The organism is Nocardia sp. NPDC059240, assembly GCF_042753865.1.
Lineage (GTDB): Bacteria > Actinomycetota > Actinomycetes > Mycobacteriales > Mycobacteriaceae > Nocardia.
In genome coordinates this window covers 20,126-45,185 of sequence record NZ_JBHZAC010000017.1, presented here as the reverse complement: position 1 = coordinate 45,185, position 25,060 = coordinate 20,126, and the positions used below count along the sequence as shown (strand labels likewise).

Annotated in this window: 24 protein-coding genes and 1 tRNA gene; 18 read left to right on the top strand and 7 right to left on the bottom strand. The window is 63.1% G+C overall.

The features are described 5' to 3' along the window. Positions 1 to 6: 6 nt before the first annotated feature. From ACFXHA_RS41035 to ACFXHA_RS41015, 5 genes are all read left to right on the top strand, one after another. Positions 7 to 690 carry a hypothetical protein gene (locus ACFXHA_RS41035; protein ID WP_379366089.1) on the top strand — a complete coding sequence of 228 codons (684 nt, stop codon included), beginning with the start codon at positions 7 to 9 and terminating at the stop codon, positions 688 to 690. Between the two features lie 576 nt (positions 691 to 1,266). After that, positions 1,267 to 1,929, top strand: a complete 663-nt coding sequence (locus ACFXHA_RS41030; RefSeq protein ID WP_379366087.1) for an MspA family porin — start codon at positions 1,267 to 1,269, stop codon at positions 1,927 to 1,929. A gap of 292 nt (positions 1,930 to 2,221) precedes the next feature. Next, positions 2,222 to 3,190, top strand: a complete 969-nt coding sequence (locus tag ACFXHA_RS41025; RefSeq protein WP_379366085.1) for a hypothetical protein — start codon at positions 2,222 to 2,224, stop codon at positions 3,188 to 3,190. Positions 3,191 to 3,242: 52 nt separating this feature from the next. After that, positions 3,243 to 4,034: a hypothetical protein gene (locus ACFXHA_RS41020; protein WP_379366083.1), complete on the top strand. Its 792-nt coding sequence runs from the start codon at positions 3,243 to 3,245 to the stop codon at positions 4,032 to 4,034. After that, positions 4,031 to 4,633 (top strand): hypothetical protein, encoded by a 603-nt coding sequence (locus ACFXHA_RS41015; protein ID WP_379366081.1) that lies wholly within the window; start codon positions 4,031 to 4,033, stop codon positions 4,631 to 4,633. The genes ACFXHA_RS41020 and ACFXHA_RS41015 overlap by 4 nt, the downstream gene beginning before the upstream one ends. A gap of 183 nt (positions 4,634 to 4,816) precedes the next feature. Here the strand turns inward: ACFXHA_RS41015 and ACFXHA_RS41010 are convergent, their stop codons facing one another. Further along, positions 4,817 to 5,104 carry a hypothetical protein gene (locus tag ACFXHA_RS41010; protein WP_379366079.1) on the bottom strand — a complete coding sequence of 96 codons (288 nt, stop codon included), beginning with the start codon at positions 5,102 to 5,104 and terminating at the stop codon, positions 4,817 to 4,819. Between the two features lie 212 nt (positions 5,105 to 5,316). On the opposite strand from ACFXHA_RS41010, the gene ACFXHA_RS41005 reads away from it, so the two are divergent. The 5 genes from ACFXHA_RS41005 (at position 5,317) to ACFXHA_RS40985 (ending at position 11,487) form a co-directional block, all read left to right on the top strand. Beyond that, entirely contained in the window at positions 5,317 to 6,195 is an 879-nt protein-coding gene (locus tag ACFXHA_RS41005; protein ID WP_379366077.1) for an SMI1/KNR4 family protein, read from the top strand. 1,177 nt (positions 6,196 to 7,372) lie between these two features. Next, positions 7,373 to 8,032: an MspA family porin gene (locus ACFXHA_RS41000; protein WP_379366075.1), complete on the top strand. Its 660-nt coding sequence runs from the start codon at positions 7,373 to 7,375 to the stop codon at positions 8,030 to 8,032. 593 nt (positions 8,033 to 8,625) lie between these two features. Continuing rightward, positions 8,626 to 9,402 (top strand): hypothetical protein, encoded by a 777-nt coding sequence (locus ACFXHA_RS40995; RefSeq protein WP_379366073.1) that lies wholly within the window; start codon positions 8,626 to 8,628, stop codon positions 9,400 to 9,402. Positions 9,403 to 9,491: 89 nt separating this feature from the next. Continuing rightward, complete coding sequence (locus ACFXHA_RS40990; protein WP_379366071.1) at positions 9,492 to 10,130, top strand: SMI1/KNR4 family protein; 639 nt, start codon at positions 9,492 to 9,494, stop codon at positions 10,128 to 10,130. A 988-nt stretch (positions 10,131 to 11,118) separates the two neighbouring features. Further along, positions 11,119 to 11,487: a VOC family protein gene (locus ACFXHA_RS40985; RefSeq protein ID WP_379366069.1), complete on the top strand. Its 369-nt coding sequence runs from the start codon at positions 11,119 to 11,121 to the stop codon at positions 11,485 to 11,487. Between the two features lie 37 nt (positions 11,488 to 11,524). Here the strand turns inward: ACFXHA_RS40985 and ACFXHA_RS40980 are convergent, their stop codons facing one another. Beyond that, the gene (locus ACFXHA_RS40980; RefSeq protein ID WP_379366067.1) at positions 11,525 to 12,406 is read right to left on the bottom strand and encodes an alpha/beta fold hydrolase; all 882 of its coding nucleotides are present in this window, start codon (positions 12,404 to 12,406) and stop codon (positions 11,525 to 11,527) included. 81 nt (positions 12,407 to 12,487) lie between these two features. Here ACFXHA_RS40980 and ACFXHA_RS40975 point away from each other — a divergent pair, with 81 nt between their 5' ends. Both ACFXHA_RS40975 and ACFXHA_RS40970 read left to right on the top strand, forming a co-directional pair. After that, positions 12,488 to 13,114, top strand: coding sequence for a winged helix-turn-helix transcriptional regulator (locus ACFXHA_RS40975; RefSeq protein WP_379366299.1), 627 nt, complete (start codon positions 12,488 to 12,490; stop codon positions 13,112 to 13,114). A 142-nt stretch (positions 13,115 to 13,256) separates the two neighbouring features. Continuing rightward, positions 13,257 to 13,754, top strand: coding sequence for a hypothetical protein (locus ACFXHA_RS40970; RefSeq protein ID WP_379366065.1), 498 nt, complete (start codon positions 13,257 to 13,259; stop codon positions 13,752 to 13,754). Between the two features lie 826 nt (positions 13,755 to 14,580). Here ACFXHA_RS40970 and ACFXHA_RS40965 read toward each other — a convergent pair. Further along, positions 14,581 to 15,903, bottom strand: coding sequence for a pentapeptide repeat-containing protein (locus tag ACFXHA_RS40965; protein ID WP_379366063.1), 1,323 nt, complete (start codon positions 15,901 to 15,903; stop codon positions 14,581 to 14,583). 876 nt (positions 15,904 to 16,779) lie between these two features. Then, complete coding sequence (locus ACFXHA_RS40960; RefSeq protein ID WP_379366062.1) at positions 16,780 to 17,478, bottom strand: hypothetical protein; 699 nt, start codon at positions 17,476 to 17,478, stop codon at positions 16,780 to 16,782. A 309-nt stretch (positions 17,479 to 17,787) separates the two neighbouring features. Between ACFXHA_RS40960 and ACFXHA_RS40955 the strand changes: the two genes are divergently transcribed. Beyond that, positions 17,788 to 18,375, top strand: coding sequence for a hypothetical protein (locus ACFXHA_RS40955; RefSeq protein ID WP_379366060.1), 588 nt, complete (start codon positions 17,788 to 17,790; stop codon positions 18,373 to 18,375). Between the two features lie 185 nt (positions 18,376 to 18,560). On the opposite strand, the gene ACFXHA_RS40950 is transcribed toward ACFXHA_RS40955, so the two are convergent. Next, a tRNA-Gln gene (locus ACFXHA_RS40950) sits at positions 18,561 to 18,631 on the bottom strand. A gap of 235 nt (positions 18,632 to 18,866) precedes the next feature. Between ACFXHA_RS40950 and ACFXHA_RS40945 the strand changes: the two genes are divergently transcribed. The 3 genes from ACFXHA_RS40945 to ACFXHA_RS40935 all read left to right on the top strand — a co-directional run bounded on the left by ACFXHA_RS40945 (position 18,867) and on the right by ACFXHA_RS40935 (position 20,804). Next, a complete protein-coding gene (locus ACFXHA_RS40945; protein ID WP_379366058.1) occupies positions 18,867 to 19,310 on the top strand; it encodes a hypothetical protein in 444 nt (147 codons plus the stop codon). 503 nt (positions 19,311 to 19,813) lie between these two features. Then, positions 19,814 to 20,188 (top strand): hypothetical protein, encoded by a 375-nt coding sequence (locus ACFXHA_RS40940; RefSeq protein ID WP_379366056.1) that lies wholly within the window; start codon positions 19,814 to 19,816, stop codon positions 20,186 to 20,188. Positions 20,189 to 20,444: 256 nt separating this feature from the next. Further along, positions 20,445 to 20,804 carry a hypothetical protein gene (locus ACFXHA_RS40935; protein ID WP_379366054.1) on the top strand — a complete coding sequence of 120 codons (360 nt, stop codon included), beginning with the start codon at positions 20,445 to 20,447 and terminating at the stop codon, positions 20,802 to 20,804. Between the two features lie 1,155 nt (positions 20,805 to 21,959). Here ACFXHA_RS40935 and ACFXHA_RS40930 read toward each other — a convergent pair. Then, positions 21,960 to 22,364: a hypothetical protein gene (locus tag ACFXHA_RS40930; RefSeq protein ID WP_379366052.1), complete on the bottom strand. Its 405-nt coding sequence runs from the start codon at positions 22,362 to 22,364 to the stop codon at positions 21,960 to 21,962. A 237-nt stretch (positions 22,365 to 22,601) separates the two neighbouring features. On the opposite strand from ACFXHA_RS40930, the gene ACFXHA_RS40925 reads away from it, so the two are divergent. Further along, entirely contained in the window at positions 22,602 to 23,210 is a 609-nt protein-coding gene (locus ACFXHA_RS40925; RefSeq protein WP_379366050.1) for a hypothetical protein, read from the top strand. 527 nt (positions 23,211 to 23,737) lie between these two features. On the opposite strand, the gene ACFXHA_RS40920 is transcribed toward ACFXHA_RS40925, so the two are convergent. Next, positions 23,738 to 24,325, bottom strand: coding sequence for a TetR/AcrR family transcriptional regulator (locus ACFXHA_RS40920; RefSeq protein WP_379366048.1), 588 nt, complete (start codon positions 24,323 to 24,325; stop codon positions 23,738 to 23,740). 45 nt (positions 24,326 to 24,370) lie between these two features. Here ACFXHA_RS40920 and ACFXHA_RS40915 point away from each other — a divergent pair, with 45 nt between their 5' ends. Beyond that, complete coding sequence (locus ACFXHA_RS40915) at positions 24,371 to 24,964, top strand: hypothetical protein (protein WP_379366046.1); 594 nt, start codon at positions 24,371 to 24,373, stop codon at positions 24,962 to 24,964. Positions 24,965 to 25,060 lie beyond the last annotated feature (96 nt).

The following is a 25,060-nucleotide window of genomic DNA, read 5'->3' as shown; positions in this document are numbered from 1 at the left end:
CCCCAGATGAGGAAAACCGCTGCGGCGTCCGTGCTGCTCACCGCGTCGCTGAGCCTCGGCGCCGCCGTCACCGGCACCGCGAGCGCCGACACCCCCGCCCCCGTGAACTACACCGCCGACTCCACCGACACCGCCGCCGTCATCCGCACCGACGCGGGCTCCCTCACCGTCGAGAACGGCGTCTTCAAGATCAAGGCCGCCGACGGCACCACCCTGGCGGGCACCGAATTGTCCTTCCGTGTCGACGATTTCGTCTTCCCCATCGCCGCCGATATCGCCGGCCACACCGCCACCCTCACCCCGCAGTACGACGAAGCCCACGCCGTCTACCAGCCCATCGCCCTCCCCTACGAGGACCAGGCCCCCTGGAAAACCCCCTACGACCGCGAACAGGCCGCCTGGGGCCGCCTGCGCGACACCATCTCCGTCGGCGCCGCCCTCGGCACCCTGGTCGGCGGCCTCGGCGGCGCCGCCCTCGGCTGCGTAGTCGGCGGCGTCGTCTTCGCCGCCGCCACAGCCCCTCTCGCCACCATGTTCGGCATCGGCCCCGTGGCCGGCTGCCTCATCGGCGCCTCCACCGTCGGCTTCATGGGCACCATCGCCGGCCAACTCTTCGTCACCGCCCCGATAGCAATCGCCGCCGCCATCCAATACTTCACCACGGTCAATTCCCCGTTCCAGGGGCATTGATCCGACCTGGCGTTTTGCCGTGTTGACCGGCCGCTGACCTGCCCATTTCGGTCTGCATCATTGGTGTGTGACACACGCATGGCGGTAGCCGATTCGGGCGTGGCATGACCATCAACGCTCGTTGCTTGATGCAAGGAGCGTATCGAGACCCGGCGAGCTCGCCCGGGGGACGCGACCCCGTCCGGATCAGTGATCCGGACGGGGTCTTCGTCGTTGGCGCGGAGTGGCAGACAGAAGTGCGGAATCTTCCGTCATGCCAGCCGGTCTCGGGCAGTCAATCTTCCCGCCCGACCATGTTGGCGGGTTCGGTCAGCACGGTGTGTGGTGCTGTTCGGACCAGCCAGCCATGGTGGTTGGCCAGGCCCGAACCTGGCATGTCCGCGCGGCAGTGTAGTGCGTTGTCTGGATAGGTGGCGTTAATAGGTCGGGCGGTCCATGTCGCGCCATAGGTAGTTCAGATGCATCGGATGATGACTGAACACGCCTCAAGCGGCCTGTCGCACTTGAGTTCCCAGGTCGACCCCATTCTTGCCGCTACTCTCTCGACGTTCGTCGGCAAACGAAGGTGATCGAGAGGTGGGTTTGCGCGTGCGTATCAGCTTCGGTGTCGTGTTCGCAACGATGCTCGTCTGCTGCGGTTCGGGTACCGCGTCGGGCGACCCGGTCCCGGATGCGTCACGCACTACGACCACTCGTGACGGGTGGGAGCTGACGGTCTCCAAAACGGGGGAGAATCTGACTCGGGTGCCGAACCTGGCCACCACATTACTCACCCGGGAGGGGTTCATCAGCGCCGATTTCGACGCCTACATTGCTGGCACTGGCACCTCCCCGCTCCGCGCTGCCAGTCTGATCGCGGCATTCCAAATCGGCTGTCAAGTCGATATGAGCAACGGTGTGACCGGTGGCGTGGGTGCCAACGCCGGGGTCAACGCCGGAGTCAACGGCTCCGGCACGATTGGCCAGTATCCATCCCTCAACGGTGGACCGAGTGCCGGTTTCAACGCCGGGGTCGCCCCTAGCGTCTCGGTCACCGTCAAGCCCGGCACCATCACGACCCTGGCGGTGGCGACCAAGGCCATGGCCGGGCCGCACGCCTCGATCCACATCGAAGAGATCAATTTGAAGGTTGATTCCTGTGGTGGGCTCACCTCCATCAGGGCTATCGGGACCCTCTCGGCATCCACCGCCGAATACGACACCCAGGTCACCGCCTACGGGCCTCCCATCTGGCTGTGAAGACCCTGCTGGCCATCGCACTGAAATCCGACATTTTCGACATCTGTGACTAAGTGAGCCTGGTAGCACAATATGATTGCCGCAAGATAGCTGATCTTGTTCGTCGGGCGGCCCCACGAGGGCCGCTGCAACGCTTCACCGATTCCGTCCAGAGCGATGTACGTCCGGTGTAAGGAGTGATCGGCGATGACTGAAGCGCAACCCTCAGCTCCCACCCGACCAGCCTTTGGGGCGGTGGCCCCGCCGCTGTCGGGCGGCATCGGGTGAACGTGTCGCTGGACTGGAGTAATCGGTGACCGCCATCGGTTCGGGCGGGTACCAGGTCAGAGCTCTCGAGGTGGTGGCAGCTGCCGGATTGGTTATCGCCTGGCTGACGGTTGTGCCAGCAGATGCCCAGCCGATCTGCATCCCTAACCCGGTGCTCGGCATCTCGTGCCCGGTACCACCGCCTTCGCCACCACCGCAGCCCGGTCCACCTACCACCTACGCCCCGCCAACGGCCCCCGTCCCGACCCTCCCGACCCCGCCCGGCCAAGGAGCCGGACCCAACGTCGGCGCTAACACCGTGCCCCCGCTCGGTCCATACAACGGCACACCCATCATTCCCGTCCCCGGATACACCGACCCTGTCCTACCTGGCAACACCCCCTCTGTGCCGGGAGGTGCTGCACCTGAGTCCAACATTCCGGGCAACGAACCGCCCGCACCGCCGGAATCGGCAACACCGCCGGTTCCCGACGTCGCGGAAGCGTGCGCCACTGCGGCTCAGCAACTGGGACTGGCGAGCGCCACCTCCAGCCCGAGCGGATGCGGGCTGGCAGGGCTGGTGGCATCGCTGATCAAACAGGCAAGTGGTGGCGACACCGAAGGCTACGGCGACCCCGCCAACTGCCATCTGCAGGTCCCCTATCCTCACCTGCGGAAGTCGGGTGGATACTCCACGATCGGGTTCAAACCGATCACCCGATGCGAGTTCCCGGGAATGGTGCAGACGGTTCACAACGAGATGAAGCTGGTCCAGGTGTACGACTACTGGTTCGGAACCTGGGAGGAGCATCTTGGATCGCCCATCAGCGACAACCCGGTCTACGACGCGAACAAGCAGGAGTGGGTGAGCAAGAACTTCGCAATGACCTGTAAGACCGGCGGTATGCACGCATTCATAGGAGAAACCGTGTCCACGATCGTCGAGGGCGGCCAGACTTACTACGCAACTGCCTACTCTGTGGTTGTCCAGTTGCCCTGCGGCGATGTGTTCTGACCCCGCCCGGCAGCTGGCCGACAGCGTCCTGGGCCGGTTGCAGATTCTCGCTGTGGCCCGCGACCTGCAGCAGCGACCGCCGGAGACGACGACTGCGCAGGACATGTTCAAGGTAGACCTCAACCTGTTGCTGTTCGGTGGTGAACAGGAACGCGGAATCAGTGAGGCGAAGGCCGCGTTCAACCGCCTACCCAACGGCATGGAGTTAGCACACCGCATCGTGACCGCGCCGTCGTCCGCATGGTGGTTCCGGCCCTCGACCGCACAGCGTTGGTCACCCCGGACTCCCGTCGAACAGCACACGCGAGCCGAGCCGGATGTCTATGGCACCGGTAACCCCGGATCGTGGTGGTCAGAGCCGGTGTTCTGGAACAGTGCAGCCTGCGGCCCCACAGCAGTGGCTTGTGACGTCGTACCCGGCACGGGCCAGGTTGTGCGCGAATTCTGGGAAGACGAGCACACCTCGATGGCAGACGGCGAATTCCACTTCACCGAACCCATCGACCTGCGTGCCCGAAACATCCTCCACATCGCCGGTCCGCAAGACTGGATTGAGCTGGTAAACCGATTCCCATCGGTGGTGCCACGACCCGAGCCCGACGACCTCTACAGCACGATCGTGAGCCCTGACTGGTTCCGTCACGGCCCCACCGATGAACTCCAACCGAAGTGGTCAAACGTCGCCGAACACTACGACGGCGTTCACGTCACAGTCGGCGGTTTCCTCCTCACCGCCTATACCTGGTGGCCCGTGAACGGCGGCCTGCACACCATGCTCGCCGGCTGGAACCCCGGTGAAACCATTCTGTTCCGTCCCGACAATCCCACTGGAGCGACGGCATGACCCAGACCGCATCGCGCCGATCCCGCACCGCGGCACGGTTCCTCGCGCTAGGGCTGTCGATCATGGCAGGCACGCTGGCCACCGGATGCAGCAACGAACACACCCCATCCACGCGACCGACGACCGGCGCACCATTCATGCCGCCATACGTGTTCAACCCCGTCGTGCAATACCCCGCCACCGCCGATTCACCGGCCCCCGGTGGGCCTCGTCGCGGGGACTGCGCCAACATCAGCGGAACCGGAACCGCCCGGACACTGGAAATCGTCAGCTGCGAATCCGGCACAGCAGCCTACCGAGTGGTCCAGCTCGCCGACACCCCCGAGCATTGCATCGACGACGCCGACAACAGGTACTTCCACGCCTCTGCGGAAACCCGGTGGACTGCATGCCTGGACATCAACTGGAACACCATCAACTGTGACACCCTCGCCGACGACCAGGTCACCGCCGTCGACTGCAAACCCTCGCCGGGCCGGGCAGTCGTCAAACCGGACAGCTACATAACCGGCGGCACCGAACTCGGACTATGCCCCCACAAGACCGGAATACCGCACAGTACAAGACAATTCGTCGTCTGCACCGAAGAGCTCACATAGAAAGCATGCCATTCGACCAGGGCGAAGAAACACGATGCCTCCCATGTTGTTTGCCTTGGCCCCTGGCTACTCCGATCCAGGCCAATGCCCCCGCGCCGGACGACCCGCTTCTACCCACTCGCGGTGAGCTTCGACGGCATCGCCGCAGCCGACGCAAGCAGCGCGCGACCAGCGGCATAGAGCTCACTCTGGCGAACTAGAGCCAAATGTCCGGTCGGTGCGTTGCCAGGCTCGAACGACACCTGGCCAGGCCAGCGCCCACACCGTGATACCTATCGCGAGGTTCGCCAGCATCGACCATGAGTAGTGGCCGGACGACAGGTCCACACCGATCGAGATCGCGCTGCCAACGGTGAGGATCAATAGATAAAGTACGAGCCCTCGCAGCCTGGTCACCCTGGTCAGAAGGGCCAGCACCTTAGCTCGCATATTGCGGGAGTGGGAGTGGCCTTCCTCTTCGGCGCGGGTCATATCCGCAGAATAACGACCGATTGGTCCTTAATGCCGTTTCGGTAGTCGAGTCGCATTGTCAATTCGCGGTCGTTCGAGCCACGACGTTCGGCATAGATCGTGCGGTCGCCGACGAGTGCCTCAGCCTCGTCGGACGACCCGGGTCGCGGCAATTCCGGGCGTGAGTCCGGCACCGTCGATCAACGGTAACTGTCCTGGTAGCGTCGTTTTTCATGCAGCTTCGTGATCTTGTGGCGCGGGCCGTGGCAATGGGTGCGACCCTCGGGCTTCCGGCGTCGACAGCCGAGCTCGCGGCCGCGGAGGCCCGGTTGGGTATTCGCTTCGACGCCCAGTACCGGGAACTGATGTCGATCTGCAGCGGCATCGAAGGGCTCGAAGCATTCCTGTACTCAGTAGAGGAACTCGGCGCGTCGCCACGCTGGCTGGCCTCGACCGCACAGCTCGAGATCGAATACTTCCAGTACGAACCGACCTTCGAGACCCACAACGGCGAAACGATCGAACCGATATTCAACCCTGCACCCGCAGGTCGCGCGCATGTCCTGATCGGCGAGACCGAGCTGGTCTCGAGCTGCCTGGTGTGCAATTTCTCCGTCTCCGATCCCGGCGCCCCCTCCGGTGATATCGCCGATTGCCGCTATGAGCCCGACATTCTCGGAGACCTCGCCGCGACACTGACCCGACTGCTCGACCGGCACGAAGACCTCCGGAGCGACGACTCGATTGATCTCGCCCAACATGATCGCGCCGACGTGCGTTTCCAGACAGGTCGTCTGATCGGCGGCATCGCGACGCAGAACCGTGCCATCATTCGGCACGCGTTGTCAGGTCGGTGGCGCGCCGAGTTCGACCGGCGACCTGGACAATCCGGTCTCAACATGTTGCGTAAGGCCGTGCTGTGGGGTGGCGCGGCGCAACCCACCCTCGAATCTCTGGAATGCGACCTCTGGGGCGACGCTCCGCCTACTGTGCGTGCCATCGTGAACGCACCCTCCGGCTGGGTCGAAACTCGGCGTGAAGTCGTCATCGGAGTCGTCAAGGAGAACACGGTCTGGCGGATCGATTCCTGGACATGGAGCGGTATCACTTGATTCATGTCGGCGCCTCACGAAAGTGGCCAACACCGTGTAATCAGGCAATGCCGGATGTTTGACCGTGCGTGGGATTGCCTCGGTCCGTTGTTCTCGAAGGGGTATGCGTTGGCTGCGAACCGAGCGTCTTGCGGGTCGATGCGGTTTCGCTCGAAGCGAGGATCGGCTCTGGCCCGATTGTCGAGCCAATAGTGGGGAACCATGTCGGGAACCGGCGGTTTGAGGTGCGGGGCGCGTGTGGGGGGAGTGGGCTGTCGGGGTTCAGGAGGCCGTCCGTCGCCGCCGTTGTGATTCTGTCCTTGCTCTGGTCTGGAATGTCGAAATCGCGACGGAACGAAGCATCTTCCGGTCAGAGCCCTATGCCGTTCACGCCGGGTACTTGAGGACGGTCAATTCCCCATTCCAGGGGCATTGATCCGACCTGGGTTTTTGCCGTGTTGACCTGTCGCTGACCGGCCCATTTCGGCCTGCATCATTGGTGTGTGACACACCTGGCGGTGACCGATTCGGGCGTGGCTTGACCATCAACGCTCGTTGTTTCCTGCAAGGAGCGTATTGAGACCCGGCGAGTTCGCCCGGGGGACACGACCCCGTTCGGATCTGTGATCCGGACGGGGTCTTCGTCGTTGGGTCGGAGTGGCAGGCGGCAGTGCGGAATCTTCCTTCATGCCGACGGGTCTCGAGCAGTCGGTCTTCCTGTCTGACCGTGTTGACCGGTCCGCTCAGCTCGGCCTGCGGCGTCGATACCTTCGCGCGTTCTACCGCGTGCAGGAGCGCACTCGGCGGGACGCCCGACGGTGCCCTCGTGCCGTCGAATCTTTACGCCCACGCGAAGCTGCACCAAATTTGCCGCCCCCTTTCACGTCCGTATCAGCCACTCAGGTCCCGATAATGCGGCGCGCCCAACCGCCCAGTCGACAGCTCGCCCAATCGAACATGCCGGATAACGACCCGCGAGTGGCGGGAGTCACAAATGTTTCCGACCAACACGGCCATATCCCGGCGAGCAGGAAGTCTCGCAAGCGAAGTGGATGACCGGACGATAACGGGAGGGGCAACCCCACCACTTGAAGTTGCTGAAAGATAGCTCTGCTGTTGCTATTGAGCCCCGGTCGGAATCCTTCAACGGGGAAGGATTCTGATCGCTCGAACGATCGACACCACGGGGTGGGACAGCATGAATCGCTTCGCATCAGCACACCGCAACACCATCGGCGCCGCTTTCAGCACGACCGCAGCAGCTGCTCTTCTGTTCTCGGGCACCGCACTCGCGTCCGCGGATACCGTGCCCGACAAATTCCGACAGACCCTCACCGACGATGGCTGGACCTTGTCGGTTACCAAGACCAGCGAGAACCTCGACCGCTATCCGAACCTGGCCGCGACCATGTTCACCCGCGAAGGCTTCGTGTCCCTCAAAGCTATCGCCGAGGTGAGTGGCGCTGGCGGACAACCGATCTCGGCGGGCACGCTGACACTGGGCTACCAACTCGGCTGCCAGGTCGACGTATCCAACGGACTGACCCTCGGCATGGGGTTCTCCATCGGCCCCAATGCTTCGGTCACGATCTCCCAATTCCCTTCCGTCAGTGTGGGAGCCAGCGCCTCGGTGTCGCCCAACATCTCCACCACGCTGAAACCCGGATCGATCGCCACCATCGACTTCGGGTCCAAACCCCTTGCAGGACCACGCGCTTCGATCACCGCCGAAGGGGTCGAGATCAAGATCGATGCCTGCATGGGGCCTGTCACCCTGCGCTCCTACGCCACCGCACGCATCTCCACCCCGGCCGCCGACAACACGGTCACCGTCTACGGCGACCCCATCTGGCTGTAAATCGCCGTCCAGTCCCACTTCCTGCTTCCGGCCGAAGGAGAACCGCGATGATCCCCACCCACCGCCGCCGGCTGTTTCGCTCCGGGGGTTTGCTGGGTGCCTCGGCCGTCGTGCTGGTCACCGCGACAGTGATCGGCATTGATACAAACCGTGGCGCGCCCGCTCAAGCCGGACCCTACATTCCGTGTGAACAGTGGCAGCAGATGCACCCTGGATGGCCATGCATCGATGTCCCCGACCCGCCGACCCCGCCACCGGGACCACCTTCCACCCCGCCCCCACTGCCCACACCATCCCTGCCCGGACAACCCCCGACGGGTACTGGTGGCGGTCCTAACGCGGGTGCGCTCACTCCGCCTCCTGTCGGCCCGGGAAACGGTACTCCGATCGTCCCGGTGCCCGCCGCGCCGTCCCCGCCATCAACACCACCACTACCGCCGCCGATCCCTTTGCCCGGCAGCGGATCGGGTGCACCAGACCATCAAACACCCGCAGCGCCCACGCCCGGGGATATCACCGACCCCACCGCACCGACGCCGGGACGAGGACCCATCCCGCCGGAACTGGTACATCCAGCGTGCAATATCCCAGGGTTGAAGGTCCTCGATCCCGGACAGGTCCACGAGATCGTCACCCGTATCCTCGGACCGCTCGAGGACGAGGACCCGAACTCTCCGCTGGTCCGACGCACAATCGACCTCACCAACGAGCTCAACCGCGGCTGCTACGGCACCGAAGCTCAGATCGCGCAAAAGGTCTGGGACGAGGTCCGCGACGAGTGGTACCAGGTCTACCGCGACCGCAACATCAACCGCGACCGCACCAAGAAGGAATGCGACCGCACCGGAGACACCTCCAAGGACTGCGAAGGAATCGTCGCGGTCTGCATCTCCCGCGACCAGGACTCCATGCCGGATCCCCAGCGCGCCAACCTCATTCGACAACGCGACGCCTACGTCGCGGGAAGTAACGAATACATCCAAACGGAGATGTTCCCCGCCTGGCGCATCAGCACTGCGAACACGCCCGAAGGACAGCTGGGGAGCCGACTTGCCCAGCAGTGGAAGCAATCCCACGAGCAGGACTACCCCACCGGCGACAAGGTCGACCGCAACATGTACCCATCAGGGGTGATCAACGCTGGGCACGTACCCGATACCATGTGGACCGGGCCCCCGCCACCCAAAGCCGAGCCATTCCGGTGGCTGCCCCTAGACGACTCTCTTAACAAATCCATCGGTTCCCAAGGCAAGCAGTACCCGGTCAACTACAAAGCCCGCGCGTTCGTCCCAGGTGACTGGATCGATGGCAAATGCCTGCCTTCCGTCACGACCCCCGACATGCCACTGCGACCTCCGGGCACCCGATGAATACCGCGGCCCTATCTCAGCGGAACCAGCGCAATCGGATAGTCCTACAGTCGGTTACAGCAATGTTCGGTCCAGGAAGGAGACTTTCGGTGCGTGTTTTGCGATGGTCACTGATCGCGGTAGTGGTGACGCTGTGCGCGTGTTCACGCACACCATCGGCCACCGACTCCGAAGACTGGATCCCACAGGCCGTGGCCGACCTCAAGACGCTGCAGAAGGCGTGGTACGACGCCGATCTCGCCAACGGGATGCGATCGGACTGGATGTTGAAAGGTCCTAACCCTCCTGCCGCCACCGACACAGTCAGCGCCGCAGAAGACCGCCTCGGGGTACGCCTGGACGATCAGTACCGGGCCTGGCTGACTCGCGTCGGTAACGGCTGGCCGGCGTTTTCCGGCGGCATCACCCTGCACTCCCTCGTTGAGATCTCTCGCGACTTGCCCTCCTACCAGAACCTGGTCAAGTTCCTGCGTGAGGAATCCAAAACACCCCAGGACCTGGGCACCGACTCTTACGACAACCTCCTCGTCATAGGAGACACCGCCGACGGTATCGACTACGTCACGCTCGCCTGCCCGAACCGACAGCCGTGCGCCTCGGCTCCGGTCTGGATCGTCGACCGCGGCGACTACACGCGATTCGACAGCCTCAAGGACTTCATCGAGAACCAAATCGCTCTTATGAGAACCATCGTGAAACAACAAACGACAACACAGCACCCCAAATGAGATGAGCGAATTCACCGTTGGCCGCACAGATGAGGCGAGTCTCGAAATGTCGGGTCGTACGTTCGTAGTCGCGGCGTCTCGGGCGGATGCTCAGCAGCCACAGAAACTTGCATTCGCCCATATAGCGCTGCGTCCTGTCGCTGAACTTCTCGGCTCATCGTGGCAGCGCATATCCCCCTTCCGTGAGTTGATTGCCATGCGAACTTCTCTGCTGGACAAGCAGACTCATGCAGGAAGTCTGCAACTTCCATGATCGCCGCTCTCGCGGCGAGGTGCGGTGCGGTTTCATCCGCAGACGTCAGATGGCGTCAGTGCAGTCCTCATGCGAAATCCACACCATCCTCGGCACTGCCGGACGCTCCGCCGCCGTCGGATCGACTCGGCCAGTTGTTCCTTCGCCGAATCGCGCCGACCGGTTCCGTCAGCGCGCCTCGCGGCATGTGAGTGCGTTCTGACGCCCCGGATGAGCACGGCCAGTTGATCTTCCACGGGCCCGCGCTGGCCGCTTGAGACAGCGAGGGTCGCGGCAATTGAGTGCGTTGGGCGCGATGGCAGTTACTCGATGACGGCATCGCGGACAAGGACGTCACCCTCCCGAATATCCGAAACTTGCAGGTCAGGAAGAAGTACTGCCATCGGAACAGGTTGCCCTGGTTCCCAACTCGCAACCCGTAGGCGACCTACGCCTGTGCATTCGGCCGTGGGACCGAGCTCACCATCGACTCTTACGACACGAAGCCGGTCGCCGACGACTACCCAGCCAGCCTTGATGTGCCCGACTACGGACGTCCCCCGACTTGTGAGGTTGAAGGCACCCTTGACGACGAACCGAAGCTGCTCATCGTCCGACATCCCTTTAGGCATCCCACGATCATGTACCGCCGTGAGCCGTTCGCCGGTCTGCCGCTCCGGGTCTCGGGAACCGAGCGGTCAGCGGTGACAGTGCGTTGAGGATGCCTGGATCTGCAACGCGTTCTAGGATTTGCGGGTGGCTGTAGCGCACCTGGGATCGATCACCGTCGACTGCGACGACCCGACCGCGTTGGCGGCCTTCTGGGCGGAGCTGCTGGGCGGTGCGACCGTCGCCAGCACAGAGAAGTTCGTGAGCGTGAAGCTACCGCATCTGGTTCTCACGGCGATTCGCGTGCCGGACTATCGGCCGCCGTCGTGGCCGGATGAGGCTCCTCCCAAGCAGATTCACCTCGATCTCGTGGTGTCGGATCTCGACGAGGCGCAACGCCATGCCGTGGACCTCGGTGCGCGCCTGGCCGAGGATCAGCCCGCGCCCGGCAAGTGCCGGGTGCTGTTCGACCCTGCCGGGCATCCGTTCTGCTTGTGCCTATCGCCGGGCGCGTGACAACGGCCGAAGTGCCTGCGCAGCAGGTCCGTTGGCGTCAGGTCTTGGCAAAGTCGCGGATCGCGGTGACGAACTCGTCGGGTGCATCGGATTCCACATAGGTGCCGGCGCCTTCGACGATCACGGTCGTGTGATCGGCGAAGGTGGCTTCCAGCCTCTGGCGTTCCTGGGCGCGGAAGGCGATGTCGGCGTCGCCCCACACGATCAAGGTCGGCAGGTGGGCGACGTCGGGAAGGTGGGCTTCGATCTCGGCGAAGAACTCCCGACTGGCGAGAACACGGCTGGGCAGTATCGCGGATGCTTGACGCCGATCGGTGGTGTCCAATGCTCGCCGGTAGTGGTTCATCTCGGCGTCGGTGGGTTTGCGGCGGTGATGCCCGGTCGGGATGAACGCGTTGACCAGCAGATTGAACTGCCGGATCAGCAAGCGGCTCAGCGGGTTTCCGACGATGTGGCCGAATGCTTCGAAGTGCAGGACGCCATTGACCGGCCATGCCCAGGTGTTGGCGAGCACCAGGCGCTCGAAGCTCCCCGGTCTCCGCTGCGCGACCGCTACCCCGATCAGGCCGCCCCAGTCCTGGCCCACGAGGGTGACCCCGTCCAGGCCGAGCGTATCGACGAACTCGGTGACCACGTCGGCGTGCTCCTCGGGCAGGTAGCGGTATCCGGGTTTCGGTGTCGAGAGGCCGAAGCCCGGATAGTCGAGGGCGATGCAGCGGAAATCCTTACGCAGGGCGGTAATCACGTCGCGCCACAGGAACGACCAGGTCGGATTGCCGTGCAGGAACAGCAGTGTCGGCCCCGCCCCCTCGTCGATGTAGTGGACGGTGTGTCCGTCGATGTCGACGAAGCGGCTGCCGAACGGGAACAGGGTGTCGTCGACCCAGTCGGGTCGTACGTCGTTGCTGGTCTCGGCCATGGTGAACCCCCTACGATTGGCATCACGGTATGGTTGATCTTCTCAACTACACTTGAGATTCTCAAGCGATTGAAGGAAATGATGCGTAGCTACGGCCAGTACTGCGGGCTCGCCCGATCCCTCGAAGTCGTCGGCGACCGATGGAATCTGCTCATCGTGCGCCAACTGCTGCTCGGCCCCGCCCGCTACCGCGACCTGATCGACGGCCTGCCCGGAATCGCGACCAACCTCCTGGCCGACCGGCTGCGCGATCTCGAAGCCTCCGGCGTGGTCGAACGACGCCTGGCGACCGCGGGCAACACGATCGAATACGCCCTCACCCCTTGGGGTTCGGAGTTGCGCGGGCCGATCGAGGGCCTCATCCGCTGGTCCACCCCACTGATGATCCCCGGCCCCGGCACCGATGCCTTCCGACCCGAGTGGCTCGCCCTCGCCGTGCCCGCCCTGCTCGCCACCCGAGTCCAGAACCCGCCCGCGGCGATGATCGGTCTCGACATCGGTGGCGCGCTGTTCCAACTCCGTTCAGCGAGTACCGGATTCGAGGTCGGCCCCCACGACAACCACGCCCTCGACGCCACCGTCCACGCCGATCCCGCCTACATACTCGGGCTCGCCGCGGGAGCGCTCACACTCGGCGACGCTCGCGCCCTCGGGGTTGTCGAGACCGACGGCGACGAGTCCGTCATCCGCACCGTCTTCGCCGCCTAGTAGGAGCGTAAAGCCGCCCGCCGCAACATCAATCGCGTCGGCCCGACCAGCGAATGCAAGCGAATACCGATTACACGATGTGTCCTTACGTCATCGCAGCTGGACTTGAGTCTCCAGTGGGGGGAGACCGCAGGATCAGGACATGAACACTGACAACACCCTCGCTGCCACCCTGCACGCCGACGGGCCCCATCCCGCCGCCGCCGACCGGCTCGCGATGTTCGGCCAGTTCATCGGCGCCTGGCACATCGACAACCGCATTCGGGAGCGCGATGGCTCGTGGTCGATGCACCACGGTCGATGGGACTTCGGCTGGATCCTCGGCGGCTTGGCCGTACAGGACGTCCTCGACTGCCCAACGGCATCGAATCGCTATCCCGGCACCACCATTCGCTGCTATCACCCACCCACCGACCGCTGGCACGCGGTCTGGCTCGACCCGCACTCGGGCATGTACGTGACATTGCGGGCCCATTCAAACGACCACGCCATCATCCTCGACGGCACCACCCAGCACGGCACCACAGTGCACTGGAAATTCTTCGACATCACCGACACCAGCTTCCAATGGCACGGCAGCCTCACCGCCGACGGTGAATCCTTCGAACTCGTCCAGGAGATGACCGCACATCGTATGTAGCCGATGTACTCCCCTGTCCGGACCACTCACCGCGGTCCTGTCGCCCAGCGGACAGCCGAAAGTGTGCGCTCAGGCCAGTATCCGCAACTCGGCATTTCAGTGTGTTCGGCTGACCTCGGATTGGCTCGGCCCGTTGATCTTCGATCATCACCGGTGCTGGCTGGTTCGGTCATTACGGCAAGCAGTTCGATGAGGTACTAAGTGGTCGCCAGCACGTGGCCACTGAAATCGCCTACCCGTCCCGCCAGCTAGTTTGCAGTTCACGCCTCAAGCCCTACGCATGTCGAAATCCAGGCATCTCGACGCAACTTCCAGTTGAGGTCCTCTGTCCGTCGTCCACGGTTAGTTGGCCACGGTCAATTCCCCATTCCAGGGGCATTGATCCGACCTGGGGTTATGTCATATTGATGGCCCACTGACCTGCCTATTTCGGCGTACATGATTCGTGTGTGCCACGCGCGGACGGCATCCGATCCGGGCGTGGCGTGACCATCAACGCTCCTTGTTTCTGCAAGGAGTGGTTCGAGGCCCGGCGAGTTCGCCCGGGGGACACGACCCCGTCCGGATCGGTGATCCGGACGGGGTCTTTGTCGTTGAGGCGAGTGGCCGCCGGAGTGTCCTTCATGCCCGGTGCAAAGGTACGAACTCGCGCCGTCGGAGTTCGGCAGCCGATGCGCCCGATTGCGGCCGCGCGGCAATCGTGCTGGCATCGCAAATTCGCTCCAGGAAAGAAAGTCTGGGATTTTTGGGCGCGTAGTGGCGTACCGGACATGACGATGCGCGAATCAGCCAGTGCCCCAGCGGCCCGTGCATTCACTCGACGCTGTCAACTGACAGTTCTCGTCGTCGGTGGCCAATCCTGCGGTTCGACATTCGCAGGCTTCCGCGTCACGTCCCCGTCCCAGTCGAACACCGGCGCAGGCGGTCCCCACTGCTTAGGGTCTCTGAATGAGGCCAAGGCGTCGCCGAAATCGACCTTTTCGAACCGGGTGTTCCGGGAGAAGGTCGCCTCGTCGAACTCGGCGTCACGCGAGAACGTCGCGCAGCTGAAGTCGGCGTCCTTGGAGAAGGTCGCCCCGCCGAAGTCGGCGACCATGGAGAAGGTCGCCCCGCCGAACCAGGCGTCCTCGACGAAGGTCACCCCACCGAACCGGGCGGTTCCGGAGAAGGTCGCCTCGATAAACTGGGTGTTCCTGGAAAAGATCGCCTTGAAGAAGCCGGCGTCATCGGAGAAGGTCGTCCTCCTGAAGTCTGCGTTCCTGGAGAAGGTCGCTCTGTCGAACCGAGTGTCTCCCGAGAAAGTCGCACTGCCGAAGTCGGCGTCCCCGAAGAACGTCACCCCATCGAACAATGTGCCCCCTGAGAAGGTCGCTCTGTCGAACCGGGCGTCCCCCGAGAAGGTCGCCCTGCTGAAGTCGACATTCTCGAGATGGGCGGTGCGGAAGTCGAAATCGTTCGCAGACCAGCCATATTCAGCCCCAGGCCGTAGATGGTCGGCGATGACGCGGACGATGGTGGCGCGGACTTCGCGATCGTTTTGCCGGTATTCGAAGTGGTCTTCGACATCGCTTTCTGGCTGTTCATGGGAGTCGTGCCACTTACGGATGCGTTTAGTCTGATGGTTGGCGCCCTGGCTGGCGTAGTAGGGCAGCCGCAGGTAACCGCAGAGCACCTCGATGCACTGCTGACGGTGCGGCTCGTCGGATTCGTCGGCGACGACCGTCAGCGCGTACACACCGGCGAGGCGGACTGCAACATCGGTGGCGCCGAGTTGCGCGGCCGCAGCGCCGAATCGTTCAACGAACCGGCCCCGTTCGAGGTCACGCTGGCGGCGGTAGGCGATCACCAACGCGACTACGCCACCGACACCTGCGACGACAGTCAACGCAACCTTGGTGAGATCGATCGGTGCGGCCGCCACATTGCTGGTAGGGGTGATCAACCACAGAACGCCATAGGCGGCGCACGCCACGAACAGACCGATGGCAAGCGCGGAGCCGACTGCGGGGAACAGCTGGATTCGGGCGGCCCTGCGCCGGAGCTGCACGCGGCCGTTCTTCGTTATGTACGCCTGCATCGTCATCATCAGCTGCCTGCGTGCGCGAACGTCCACAGTCCTAGCCCACCCGAACATGACCAGATTCTGCATGAGCCAACCGTCCCGCGCACCGTGAATCCACAGCTGATATCAGCTGTGGCAGAGGATATCTGATCAAAAAATGAGCTTGCCTCTAGTTGGTGGAACAGGTGGGGCTGCTGCAGGGGTAGGTGACACTGTCACCCAATCCTGCAGCGGCCCCGGTTGCCCCTCCGCCTCGTCCGTGATGGTCAGCGCGGGAAGCGGCAGAATTGTACGTTTGGGGCAAATCTTACCTATTCCCTATTCGGGCTTGAGCAACACGTTGATCTTTCATGGGGAAACCGGGCAAATCTGCACCGTTCCAATGGAATTGGATCAGCCTGAACGAGCGGGCGCATGTTTTGAACCCGAAGAAACACGCTCTGACGATGTGCAAGCTGCCAGTGGAGTCGGCCAAACCGACAAGCACAGCGCGCCCGACGGAGATTCGACGCTGTGGCGTCTGCTGGAACTCAATGCAATCGGAGCTTGCGGTAGCAAGGCGGGCCGCCGAGAAGGCGGTGAGCAAGGACAGCTCGCGAAGAGTACGTGCGCAGAAGGCGGAGATAGACGACCGTAGGGAACGCAAGCTGAACCGAGACGTGTCAGTCCCCACAGCGAGCGCGGGAGCGCCTGGGCTTGGCAAACGAGCGTGAGCTCCAGGCGCGAGTCAGGACCTCGCCTCCGGTCCACTTGGTGGTACCGACCTGTGAACTGCACTGCATTCGGTGCGGGCTCAGGTTGTCGGCGGGTCGAGATGATCTCGGCACGTTGATCTTCAGGTGTGGTTGGCGGCCGCTGTCGACCGAACTGCACGTGTGGCATGAACGCGTATTGGCGAGGCTCTCGGCCTGCAGAGTGACGTGCCCGAACCGCGTTGGGTCTTGTATGGGTATCGATCGTGGGTCACGAGGTCGAGAGACCAATGTCTGTGCGTGCAGCTTGGACGAAAGCACCGTCGTGGTCGCGGATAGCAACCGTCGCGGACCGCACGCCGGTCAGCGTGGTATCGATTGTTGCCCCGGGGTTTTCACCCCGCATGATTGAGATCGTGGCATTGAGTTCGTGTAGCAGCGATTCGCGCTGGCCGAGTCCGGAGAAGAAGGCAACTCGTGCATCGCTGCTGCCGAGCAACGACATCGAGGTTTCGCCGTTGTGCAGATCGTTGTAGGCGACCTGGTATCGGCCAACGAACTGGACTAGTGAGTCAGCTGATACCCGGACTCGGCCTGGGGGATTTGCGGAGCTCAGCGGTGCATACAGCTCGATGTTCGTGGTGACCAACTCGTCCTCAAGCCCTTGCATCACCACCAGCTTGTCCACGACTGCGGAGTAGAACGTCTTGCGCTCGGTTCGAATGTACTGGGAGGACTGTGCGTCGACCTGTTCGCGCGCGACAAGCCAAGTCGTAGTGCCGCCGATAGTGCTGCCAAGCAATGCAGCAATAGCTGCGATGCCAGCAACCCACAGGGTGAGCTGCTTGTCTCCGGAGTTCTGACTCTCGGAAATCTGTTGCGGTGCAGCTGGTTCTAGGGATGCAGAGGTCTCTGGTTCAGGCGGTGGCGTGGTGTTGTCAGGTGGCGGATTCCCGGCGGGATCGGGCACAGTCATGAACCTACGCGTCGATACACGAGCTCGGGGCAAGTTCATGAGGTGTCGGCCATGAACAGGTGTCCGCGGAGGACTGACCATCAATGCCCTCAACTCGGTGCGGGTTCAGGCGGTCATGCCCGGTCGGGCGGACACGCTGGCCGGTGACGTCAGATTTCGCCGATCCCAACGGATCTCGGCCCTGCGGGCTGGCTCGAAAGTTCACCGATAACCGACATTCGGATTGACCAGCGTAGCCAGATCCGCAAGAGCGCAAACAGTATTCATCGATCGGACCGGGGTAACCGGGGCTAGCATCGACAGGTGGGAGTCGCATGGATTGCTGTAGTCGGAACCCTGTCCGGCGTCGTTGTCACCGCCGCAAGCAGTCTTACTATCAACGCTCTCAGCAACCGTCATCAGCGTGATGTGCTGAACCGCCAGCTGGAGGCAGCAGCAATCGACCGAAACAGGAAGGAGGTCAGAGATTCCTTCATCGACTACTGGGCTGCGTACGACGCTCTACAAGACCGGATCTTGGTGTTCCGCTTTGAAAGGCAGAGCCAGCCCGAAAGCAAAGCTGCATCGAACATGATTGAAGCATTCGCGCCAGACGAGTCAACTCAGTTCAACCGTGCGACCAATGCATTAGCCATCACCGCCGCAACTTCCGCCTCGATTGAGGCGGCAGATGCCGCCATGTGGCAGCTGTGGAGATTGGCGCAGGCAGCCGAAGTCAACGACACCGCAGCCTTCGACGCCGAGTGGGCTGCGGGCTACGCTCTGCGTCGGCAACTGCGTTCTGCCATGAGGGCCGAGCTTGGAGCACCGGAAATCCCGCTGCCTGCTCCGCCTAGTGCTGAGCTGTTGAAAACGTACCCAGGGATTCTAACTACCAACCCGCATAAATGAATACGAGCAAGCCGCGCAATCTCGCGTGAAGTACCTACAAGGGATTCGAACCCCCATCCACCGGCTTTTGGGGTCGGCCGCTCTGCCATTTGGCGCACATAGGAAGTGCTGGGACACAAGGATTCGAACCTTGATTGGCCGATCCAGAGTCTGCCGTCTAGGCGTTAGGTGACATCCCAAAGGTGCTGGGGCGCAAGGAATCAAACCTCGGTTCCCGCGACCAAAGCGCGGTGTCCTGCCGTTAGACGGCGCCCCACCGTCAGGCAACGGTCTCACGTGCTCAACAAGCATTGCGACGGATTTACCGGCCGGGGTAACACGATTCGAACGTGCGGCCTGGGATGATTCGGCAGAATCGTGTAATGCTGCCAACGGCGGCAGCCTAAGACCGCCGCGAAGACAGCTGTCCAAATGGCCAATAGCCCCAGCCGTCCGTTCACTCGGAAGCCTCGCGATGTGATTGTTAGCGCGCAAAACGATACGGTGCGGGCATGAACGCCCGTTTGCTCGTACTGCCCGCAGTCGCCCTCGCGCTCACCGGCTGCACCTCGCACACCAGCGCATCCCCGCAGCCCACGACGACGGCCACCTCCGCCCCTGCCGCGCCCTCCACATCCACCTCCACCCCCGCCGCGACAACTACCGCGGCCCCGGCGCTGACGACTACCGCCCCTGCAACGACGGCCGCGCTCACGAACACCCGATACAGTGCCGCAGAACTCGCAGACGCATGCAACAGCCTCATCGACTTCGAACACCAGATGCGGCAGTTGACCGAGCCGGGCGCGCCCGCCCCCACGGATGCAGAACTCATCACAGGCTCCCTCGACTTCATCAAATCGGCCTCCACCGCAAATGATCCGATGACGGATGCCGACCTCGCCAAGATGCGCGCTCTGTTCACCGCGGCTCTCGCAACCGGCTGCCGCCACTGAACGAGAAAATGGCCCCTCCCCTCGATGCGCGAGGGAAGGGGCCACTCGGCCGGCGGTCGTCGGCCCGCCGGGGCCTCTACCCGGAACTATCGATGGTCCGGGCTGTAGCTCGGGGAAGCGCGGTCATTGGGCTGGAATTCGGGGCCGTCGAGCGTGATCGGACTTCCCAGCCGTCGCGGGCGCGTCGTACTTGAACGACAGCCCGGTAACCGGCAAACGGCGCTGCTCAGCGCGGCGGGGCGGGGCGGGGCGTCAGATCATGCACGGTCGCTGTCACGGGGACGATTCTGCGGGAGCTTGCTGACACAGTGTCCAAATGCCCAAATCCCCAGGCGGCAGATAGCACGATTTCCCCTGCGGTGCAGGCGACCGGAATCGGTCAGCGAATCAGTAGGCCCGTGCGGTGCGGTTGGCACAGAAGGTCAGAACTTCGAATCCCGTTGAGCGACTGATTAGTCCACTGATTTGGGTACTGTGTGCGCGACCCTCGGGAGGGAAACGAAATGAAGGTCTTCTCGTTCCTCGTCGCGACCACTGTCGGTCTCGGCTGCCTCATAGGAACATCCGCTACTGCGCACGCGGACGACCACTCCGGCTCATGCCTGGTGATCAACAACCGCACGCTCGACATGATCACCGTGCACCTACAGATCCCGAGGCTGCCCGACGATATGAACAGCCTGTTCGACTGGACATTCTCCCCGTGGGAGAGGCAGGTCGTCTCCCTCAACGGCGATCTCATCAAGGCCGGTGAGAGCGGCAACTTCTCGATCCGGGTGGAAGACCCGCATCCCATCGACTGGATTTACCGTGCAGACCGCAACACGAGCTTGGGATGCAACGGGTCCTGGGTCGCCACGATCTATCCGAACGACTAGGGAACTCATGCGGTTCACCTGTGCGGCAATATTTCTCACATCAACCCTGTTGTCCGCAGGCTGCGGCACGAGTTCCTCAACCGCAAGCATCTCCCCAACAATGTCGCCTGTAACGGCGACCTCGGCGAATGCAACAGGGGGGATGGCCGGATGGTCTGCGCCGGTCATATCGGCATGCTCGCTGGTTACGAGAAATGAGGCGGCGCAGATCTTCGGCGTGACCTGGGATGATGTTTCCCCTCCGTCCGACGGAGGCATGTCGGAGCATGAGGACGGCGGGATGAATTGCTCGTGGTATGCCCTGCGCACGCCTGTGAAACACATGGTGAACGCGACATTCACGGGCAGCGGAGGCTTCGCAGAGGGCCGGGATTCCAAGGCAGAGTATGCAAAGTGGAGTGCCGAGGAGGCGAATAGCGACCCTCGACCGGTCGCGAACCTCGGGGATGCAGCCTTTTGCGCCATGGACCCGGGCGGTCAGGGGCCACGAGCAGGGCTAGTGATTCTCGCCGGGGAGCGGCTGCTGTTCGTCAACGCCGTCGAGGACGCCGACAACACATGCGACACGCTCAAGAAGTTCGCGAACCTCGCCCTCGGCAAAATGCGTAGCCGCTGAAACGAGCGCTGCCCCGGAGTCGTGCAAGCCCCTGGACAGCGTGCGCAGCCCACGCATGGCTACATACGCGAATCATGACGGAGCTCATCGGTGAATCTCGACGGCGGTCGCAGCGAGCTGGATGCCGTATCGGCGAAAAACTACATCACAAGCGGACTTGACACCCCGCAGTGGCCGTTTCGAACCGCGCACCATGCGGTATTTCCGGATGGTTCCAGCGACGGTCACAGCGCATTACCATCTCAGTCGCCTTCGGAGAGGAATTCGACGGCGCGCAACAGGGATTCGGGTGCGGAGTCATGGCGGTCCGTCACGGCCCAGATGCTCCCGATCATCGCTCCGGCGAGGGCGCGTCGGATCGCCTCGGTCCGTTGTTCTTGAAAGGGTATGCGTTGGCTGCGAACCGAGCGTCTTGTGGGCCGATGCGGTTTCGCTCGAAGGGGGATCGGCTCTGGCCCGATTGTCGAGCCGGTGGTAGGGAACCGGCGGTTCGAGGTGCGGGGTTTTTGTGGGGGAGTGGGCTGCCGGGGTTTAGGAGGGGGCCGTCCGTCGCCGTCGTTTGACGCTGTCCTTGCTCCGGTCTGGAATGTCGCAATCGCGACGGAACGATGCATCTTCCGGTCAGGGCCCTATGCCGTTCACGTCAGGTAGTTGAGGACCATCAATTCCCCATTCCAGGGGCATTGATCCGACCTGGGGTTTTGCCGTGTTGACCTGTCGCTGACCAGCCCATTTCGGCCTGCATCATTGGTGTGTGACACACGTGGCGGTTACCGATTCGGGCGTGGCGTGACCACCAACGCTCGTTGTTTCGTGCAAGGAGCGGATTGAGACCCGGCGAGTTCGCCCGGGGGACACGACCCCGTCCGGATCGGTGATCCGGACGGGGTCTTCGTCGTAGGGTCGGAGTGGCAGGCGGCAGTGCGGAATCTTCCTTCATGCCGGCGGGTCTTGAGCAGTCAGCCTTCCTGTCTGACCGTGTTGACCGGTCCGCTCAGCACGGCAGGTGCAGTTGCGCTCGGCCAGTCGTGGCTGCTGGGCGGTCCGAACAGCCTTGTAAGCGGCAATGTAGTGCGTTCGATCAGGACCATTGGAGGACTGTGGCTCGGTCCGAATTGTGCGTGTGGTGCGCTACGTGCCCGGACTATCTGGTCGCTACCAGATCAGTACACCGCCACCCACACCCAGCGCTCGACCAGCCGCGATCTCAACGTTAGCCAAGCGCTCCAAGATCCCCGATCTCAGTCGTGCGGCGGCGGCCGCGTCTAGATCCGCCGGTATGAGCTCGGAGAGAAACTCACGGACCTCACGGCATTCCCGGAAGAGCTCCGGAAGCTCGTCTGGCATAACGATGAGCGCGCCGTTGGGTTGGCTCAGATCTGCCAGGACCGGGAAAAACTTGGCATCCAGGGAGCGCATGCCTTGCGACCCCCACACCTTGGTGCGCCAGCTTTCCGGGCCCGCTGAGTCGCTGACTCCCTCGGGCCTATCGAGTATTTCACCGATGACGCTGCTGCTGCCGTCAGCGCTGAGCAGGAAAGTATGGACGCACAGGCTCACATGAGTACCAAACCACGCCGAGAGACGATCTCTGGCACGGCCCACCGTGGATGGTCGAAACGGCGCACTCAACTGGAGCCATGTGCGGACACCGTGACGGCTCCGAGATGCCCCGGGCCGCTGATCTTCAGTCAGATCACGCCGGGCCGCCGAGGGTCGCGCTGTCCGCGGCATGTGCGGATGTGTGACGGAGGGCCGTTCAGCGTGGATGGCGGTTGAGCTACGAAGATAGGGGCCATGCAGTCTTTGGGGAGCGAGCTGGAACACCCGGCGGTGGATCGGTTTCTGAGTGCGGTGGACGAGGTGATGAACAGCAACACGCTGTTGCTGAAGATCCGAACCGATTCACCCATCACTGACGAACACGAGGGCGCGGCAGTACTCGAATTTTTCCTCCGATCGGCCGTGTTCTGCTCAGCCATGCTCGAAGCCGATCTCAACCGTGATTGGTGGAACCTTCAGTGGATGGCCGACAGTGCGGCGGCCGACAAATCCAGGCTGCTGCGGGAGGGATTCGAGCTGACTTGCTCCCCGATGAGCGCTTCCGAGTTCGAAACACGATTGATCTGGATGTTGTGCACGGCATTCAGCCCGTATGGACGGCACCGAACAGCAGGTCAGGCGCGCGAGTTGATTCGTGACTTCGAACGTCAGCTGTTCGGGCCGTCTCCGGCCGATTGGTCCTTCGTTGCGGTGCAACCGAACTTCCTCGCCTCGACTCATTACTACGACCGGCAGGATGGAGGCTCGTCCCCTGCCTACTTCGATGGCGGACCGAATGACTCGGCCAGCTTCGTCTTCCGCGGCGACATCTTCTACTTCCTGCTCACCAACGGATCTCCTTGACCCCGCGCTGCTATCGGCATTTCAGTGCGTTCGGCTGGCCTCGGCTCGGCTCGGCCCGTTGATCTTCGATCACCTCGCGCTGGCTGGTTCGGTCAGTGCGGCAAGCCGCAGGTGAGGTAGGAGGTGTTCGGGGGCACGTGGTCCCTGAGATCGCCCACCCATCCCGGCAGTGAGCTTGCGATTCACGCCTCAAGTCCGACGTATGTCGAAATCGAGGCGTTTCGACGCAACTTCCAGTTGAGGCCCTGTGTCCGTCGCCCACGGCTAGTTCTCCACGGTCAATTCCCCATTCCAGGGGCATTGATCCGACCTGGGGTTTTGCCGCGGTGACGGGCCGCTGACCTGCCCATTTCGGGGCACGTGATTCGTGCGCGACACGCGCGCGGCGGTCAGTCGGACCGGGCGTGGCATGACCATCAACGCTCGTTGTGTCGACAAGGAGCGTATCGAGACCCGGCGAGTTCGCCTGGGGGACACGACCCCGTCCGGATCGGTGATCCGGACGGGGTCTTCGTCCACCTTGGATGCTATGGGATGAGCGTGTCGACGACTGCCTGGATTCGGGCGTTTCGATCGCCCGGCAGGGCGTGGGCGCTCGCCAACTGCTGAGTCCACGCCTGCAATTGTGCTGCGCCGCAGAACATCAGGGCCATAGCCCATACGTCGGCGTCGTGGGTGAGGACGCCGGTGGACTGCCAGCCGGCCAAGTACGTGGTCATGGTCTCCACGGCCAACTGGGGTCCGGTGTCCTGAGCGGTGTTGGTCGCGCGGTACGCGTCGAAAAGGGTGGCGTCCGCGACAGCGCTGGCGATGAGTGGGAGCGAGGCCGCGTAGTAGTCGATTGCCCTGTCCCCGACGGTGATCAGCGCGGCGCGCAGGTCCTCCCGGCGGGCGGTCGGTGGGGTGAGTGCGGCGTGCCAGGCGGCCAGTTCCGGAAGTTCACTGGACAGCAACGCGGTGAGCAGGCCGAGCTTGCCGCCGAAGTTCTTCGTGATCGAGCCCTCCGCGGCGTCGGCAGCGAGGGCGATCTCACGTGTGGTGAGGCGGGCGATGCCCTTCTCACGTAGCAGGCGCGCTGCGGCATCGAGGATCCGCTGTCGCGCGGGTGGTGCCATCGTTTTCTCCCTCGGTCGGCGCGAACCCACCCGTTGACAAGTGAGGTGAGCGCGCACCATAGTAACGCCATCGCAGAATGTGGTGAGCGCGCACCACACTATTTCTCGGCTTCGGAGGAACACATGGACACCAACCTCGTCAGCACCGCCATCGCCATCGGCATCACCGGCGCAGAACGATTCGCAGTCGGCATCGTCGCCGCTGGCGGACTGATCATGGTCGCCGGAGTCCGGCCTTTGTTGCTGGCTGCTCAGTCGCCGGGTTCCGCCCCGAATACCGCGCTCGCCGTCGAGAAGATCTCGGTCGGGGCGTGGAACCGCTACAACCGCGCTTCGCTGATTGCCAGCGTGATCCTCGCCGTTATCGAGGTCGTGCGACTCGTGACAGGCACCGGAGCGATTGCGGTTGTCTATCTGATCGGGGCGCTGACCATGGCCGCAATCCTCACCGTCAAGCTCCGTGTCGACGCCGCACTCGCGACCCGCGCAGCCAGTGGGGCAGACAGTGCTCGTGGCATCTCGGGGGATGGCACCCATGCCAATGTCGATCTTGATCGGACACATGCCCTCGTCGAGCGACTCTCGGTCCCTCTACTCGTCATCGCGGTCCTGCTCGCCCTGTTCCCGGTCCTTCGCTGAGCCGAGACAGTCTCTGCCCGTTGGCCTTCCGTCGAGCCACGTGGCCGATTCGAACCGGCCACCATGTGGCGGTTCAGGATGATCCTGGCACCGATG

What these genes read in the sequence shown, in the direction of transcription:
- ACFXHA_RS41015 (WP_379366081.1), top strand. Translation starts at nt 4,031, where the DNA reads ATGACCCAGACCGCATCGCGCCGATCCCGCACCGCGGCACGGTTCCTC.
- ACFXHA_RS41005 (WP_379366077.1), top strand. Translation starts at nt 5,317, where the DNA reads ATGCAGCTTCGTGATCTTGTGGCGCGGGCCGTGGCAATGGGTGCGACC.
- ACFXHA_RS40935 (WP_379366054.1), top strand. Translation starts at nt 20,445, where the DNA reads ATGTCGGAGCATGAGGACGGCGGGATGAATTGCTCGTGGTATGCCCTG.
- ACFXHA_RS40925 (WP_379366050.1), top strand. Translation starts at nt 22,602, where the DNA reads ATGCAGTCTTTGGGGAGCGAGCTGGAACACCCGGCGGTGGATCGGTTT.
- ACFXHA_RS40975 (WP_379366299.1), top strand. Translation starts at nt 12,488, where the DNA reads ATGCGTAGCTACGGCCAGTACTGCGGGCTCGCCCGATCCCTCGAAGTC.
- ACFXHA_RS40940 (WP_379366056.1), top strand. Translation starts at nt 19,814, where the DNA reads ATGAAGGTCTTCTCGTTCCTCGTCGCGACCACTGTCGGTCTCGGCTGC.
- ACFXHA_RS40945 (WP_379366058.1), top strand. Translation starts at nt 18,867, where the DNA reads ATGAACGCCCGTTTGCTCGTACTGCCCGCAGTCGCCCTCGCGCTCACC.
- ACFXHA_RS40970 (WP_379366065.1), top strand. Translation starts at nt 13,257, where the DNA reads ATGAACACTGACAACACCCTCGCTGCCACCCTGCACGCCGACGGGCCC.
- ACFXHA_RS41000 (WP_379366075.1), top strand. Translation starts at nt 7,373, where the DNA reads ATGAATCGCTTCGCATCAGCACACCGCAACACCATCGGCGCCGCTTTC.
- ACFXHA_RS40980 (WP_379366067.1), bottom strand. Translation starts at nt 12,406, where the DNA reads ATGGCCGAGACCAGCAACGACGTACGACCCGACTGGGTCGACGACACC.
- ACFXHA_RS41035 (WP_379366089.1), top strand. Translation starts at nt 7, where the DNA reads ATGAGGAAAACCGCTGCGGCGTCCGTGCTGCTCACCGCGTCGCTGAGC.
- ACFXHA_RS41010 (WP_379366079.1), bottom strand. Translation starts at nt 5,104, where the DNA reads ATGACCCGCGCCGAAGAGGAAGGCCACTCCCACTCCCGCAATATGCGA.
- ACFXHA_RS40965 (WP_379366063.1), bottom strand. Translation starts at nt 15,903, where the DNA reads ATGCAGAATCTGGTCATGTTCGGGTGGGCTAGGACTGTGGACGTTCGC.
- ACFXHA_RS40920 (WP_379366048.1), bottom strand. Translation starts at nt 24,325, where the DNA reads ATGGCACCACCCGCGCGACAGCGGATCCTCGATGCCGCAGCGCGCCTG.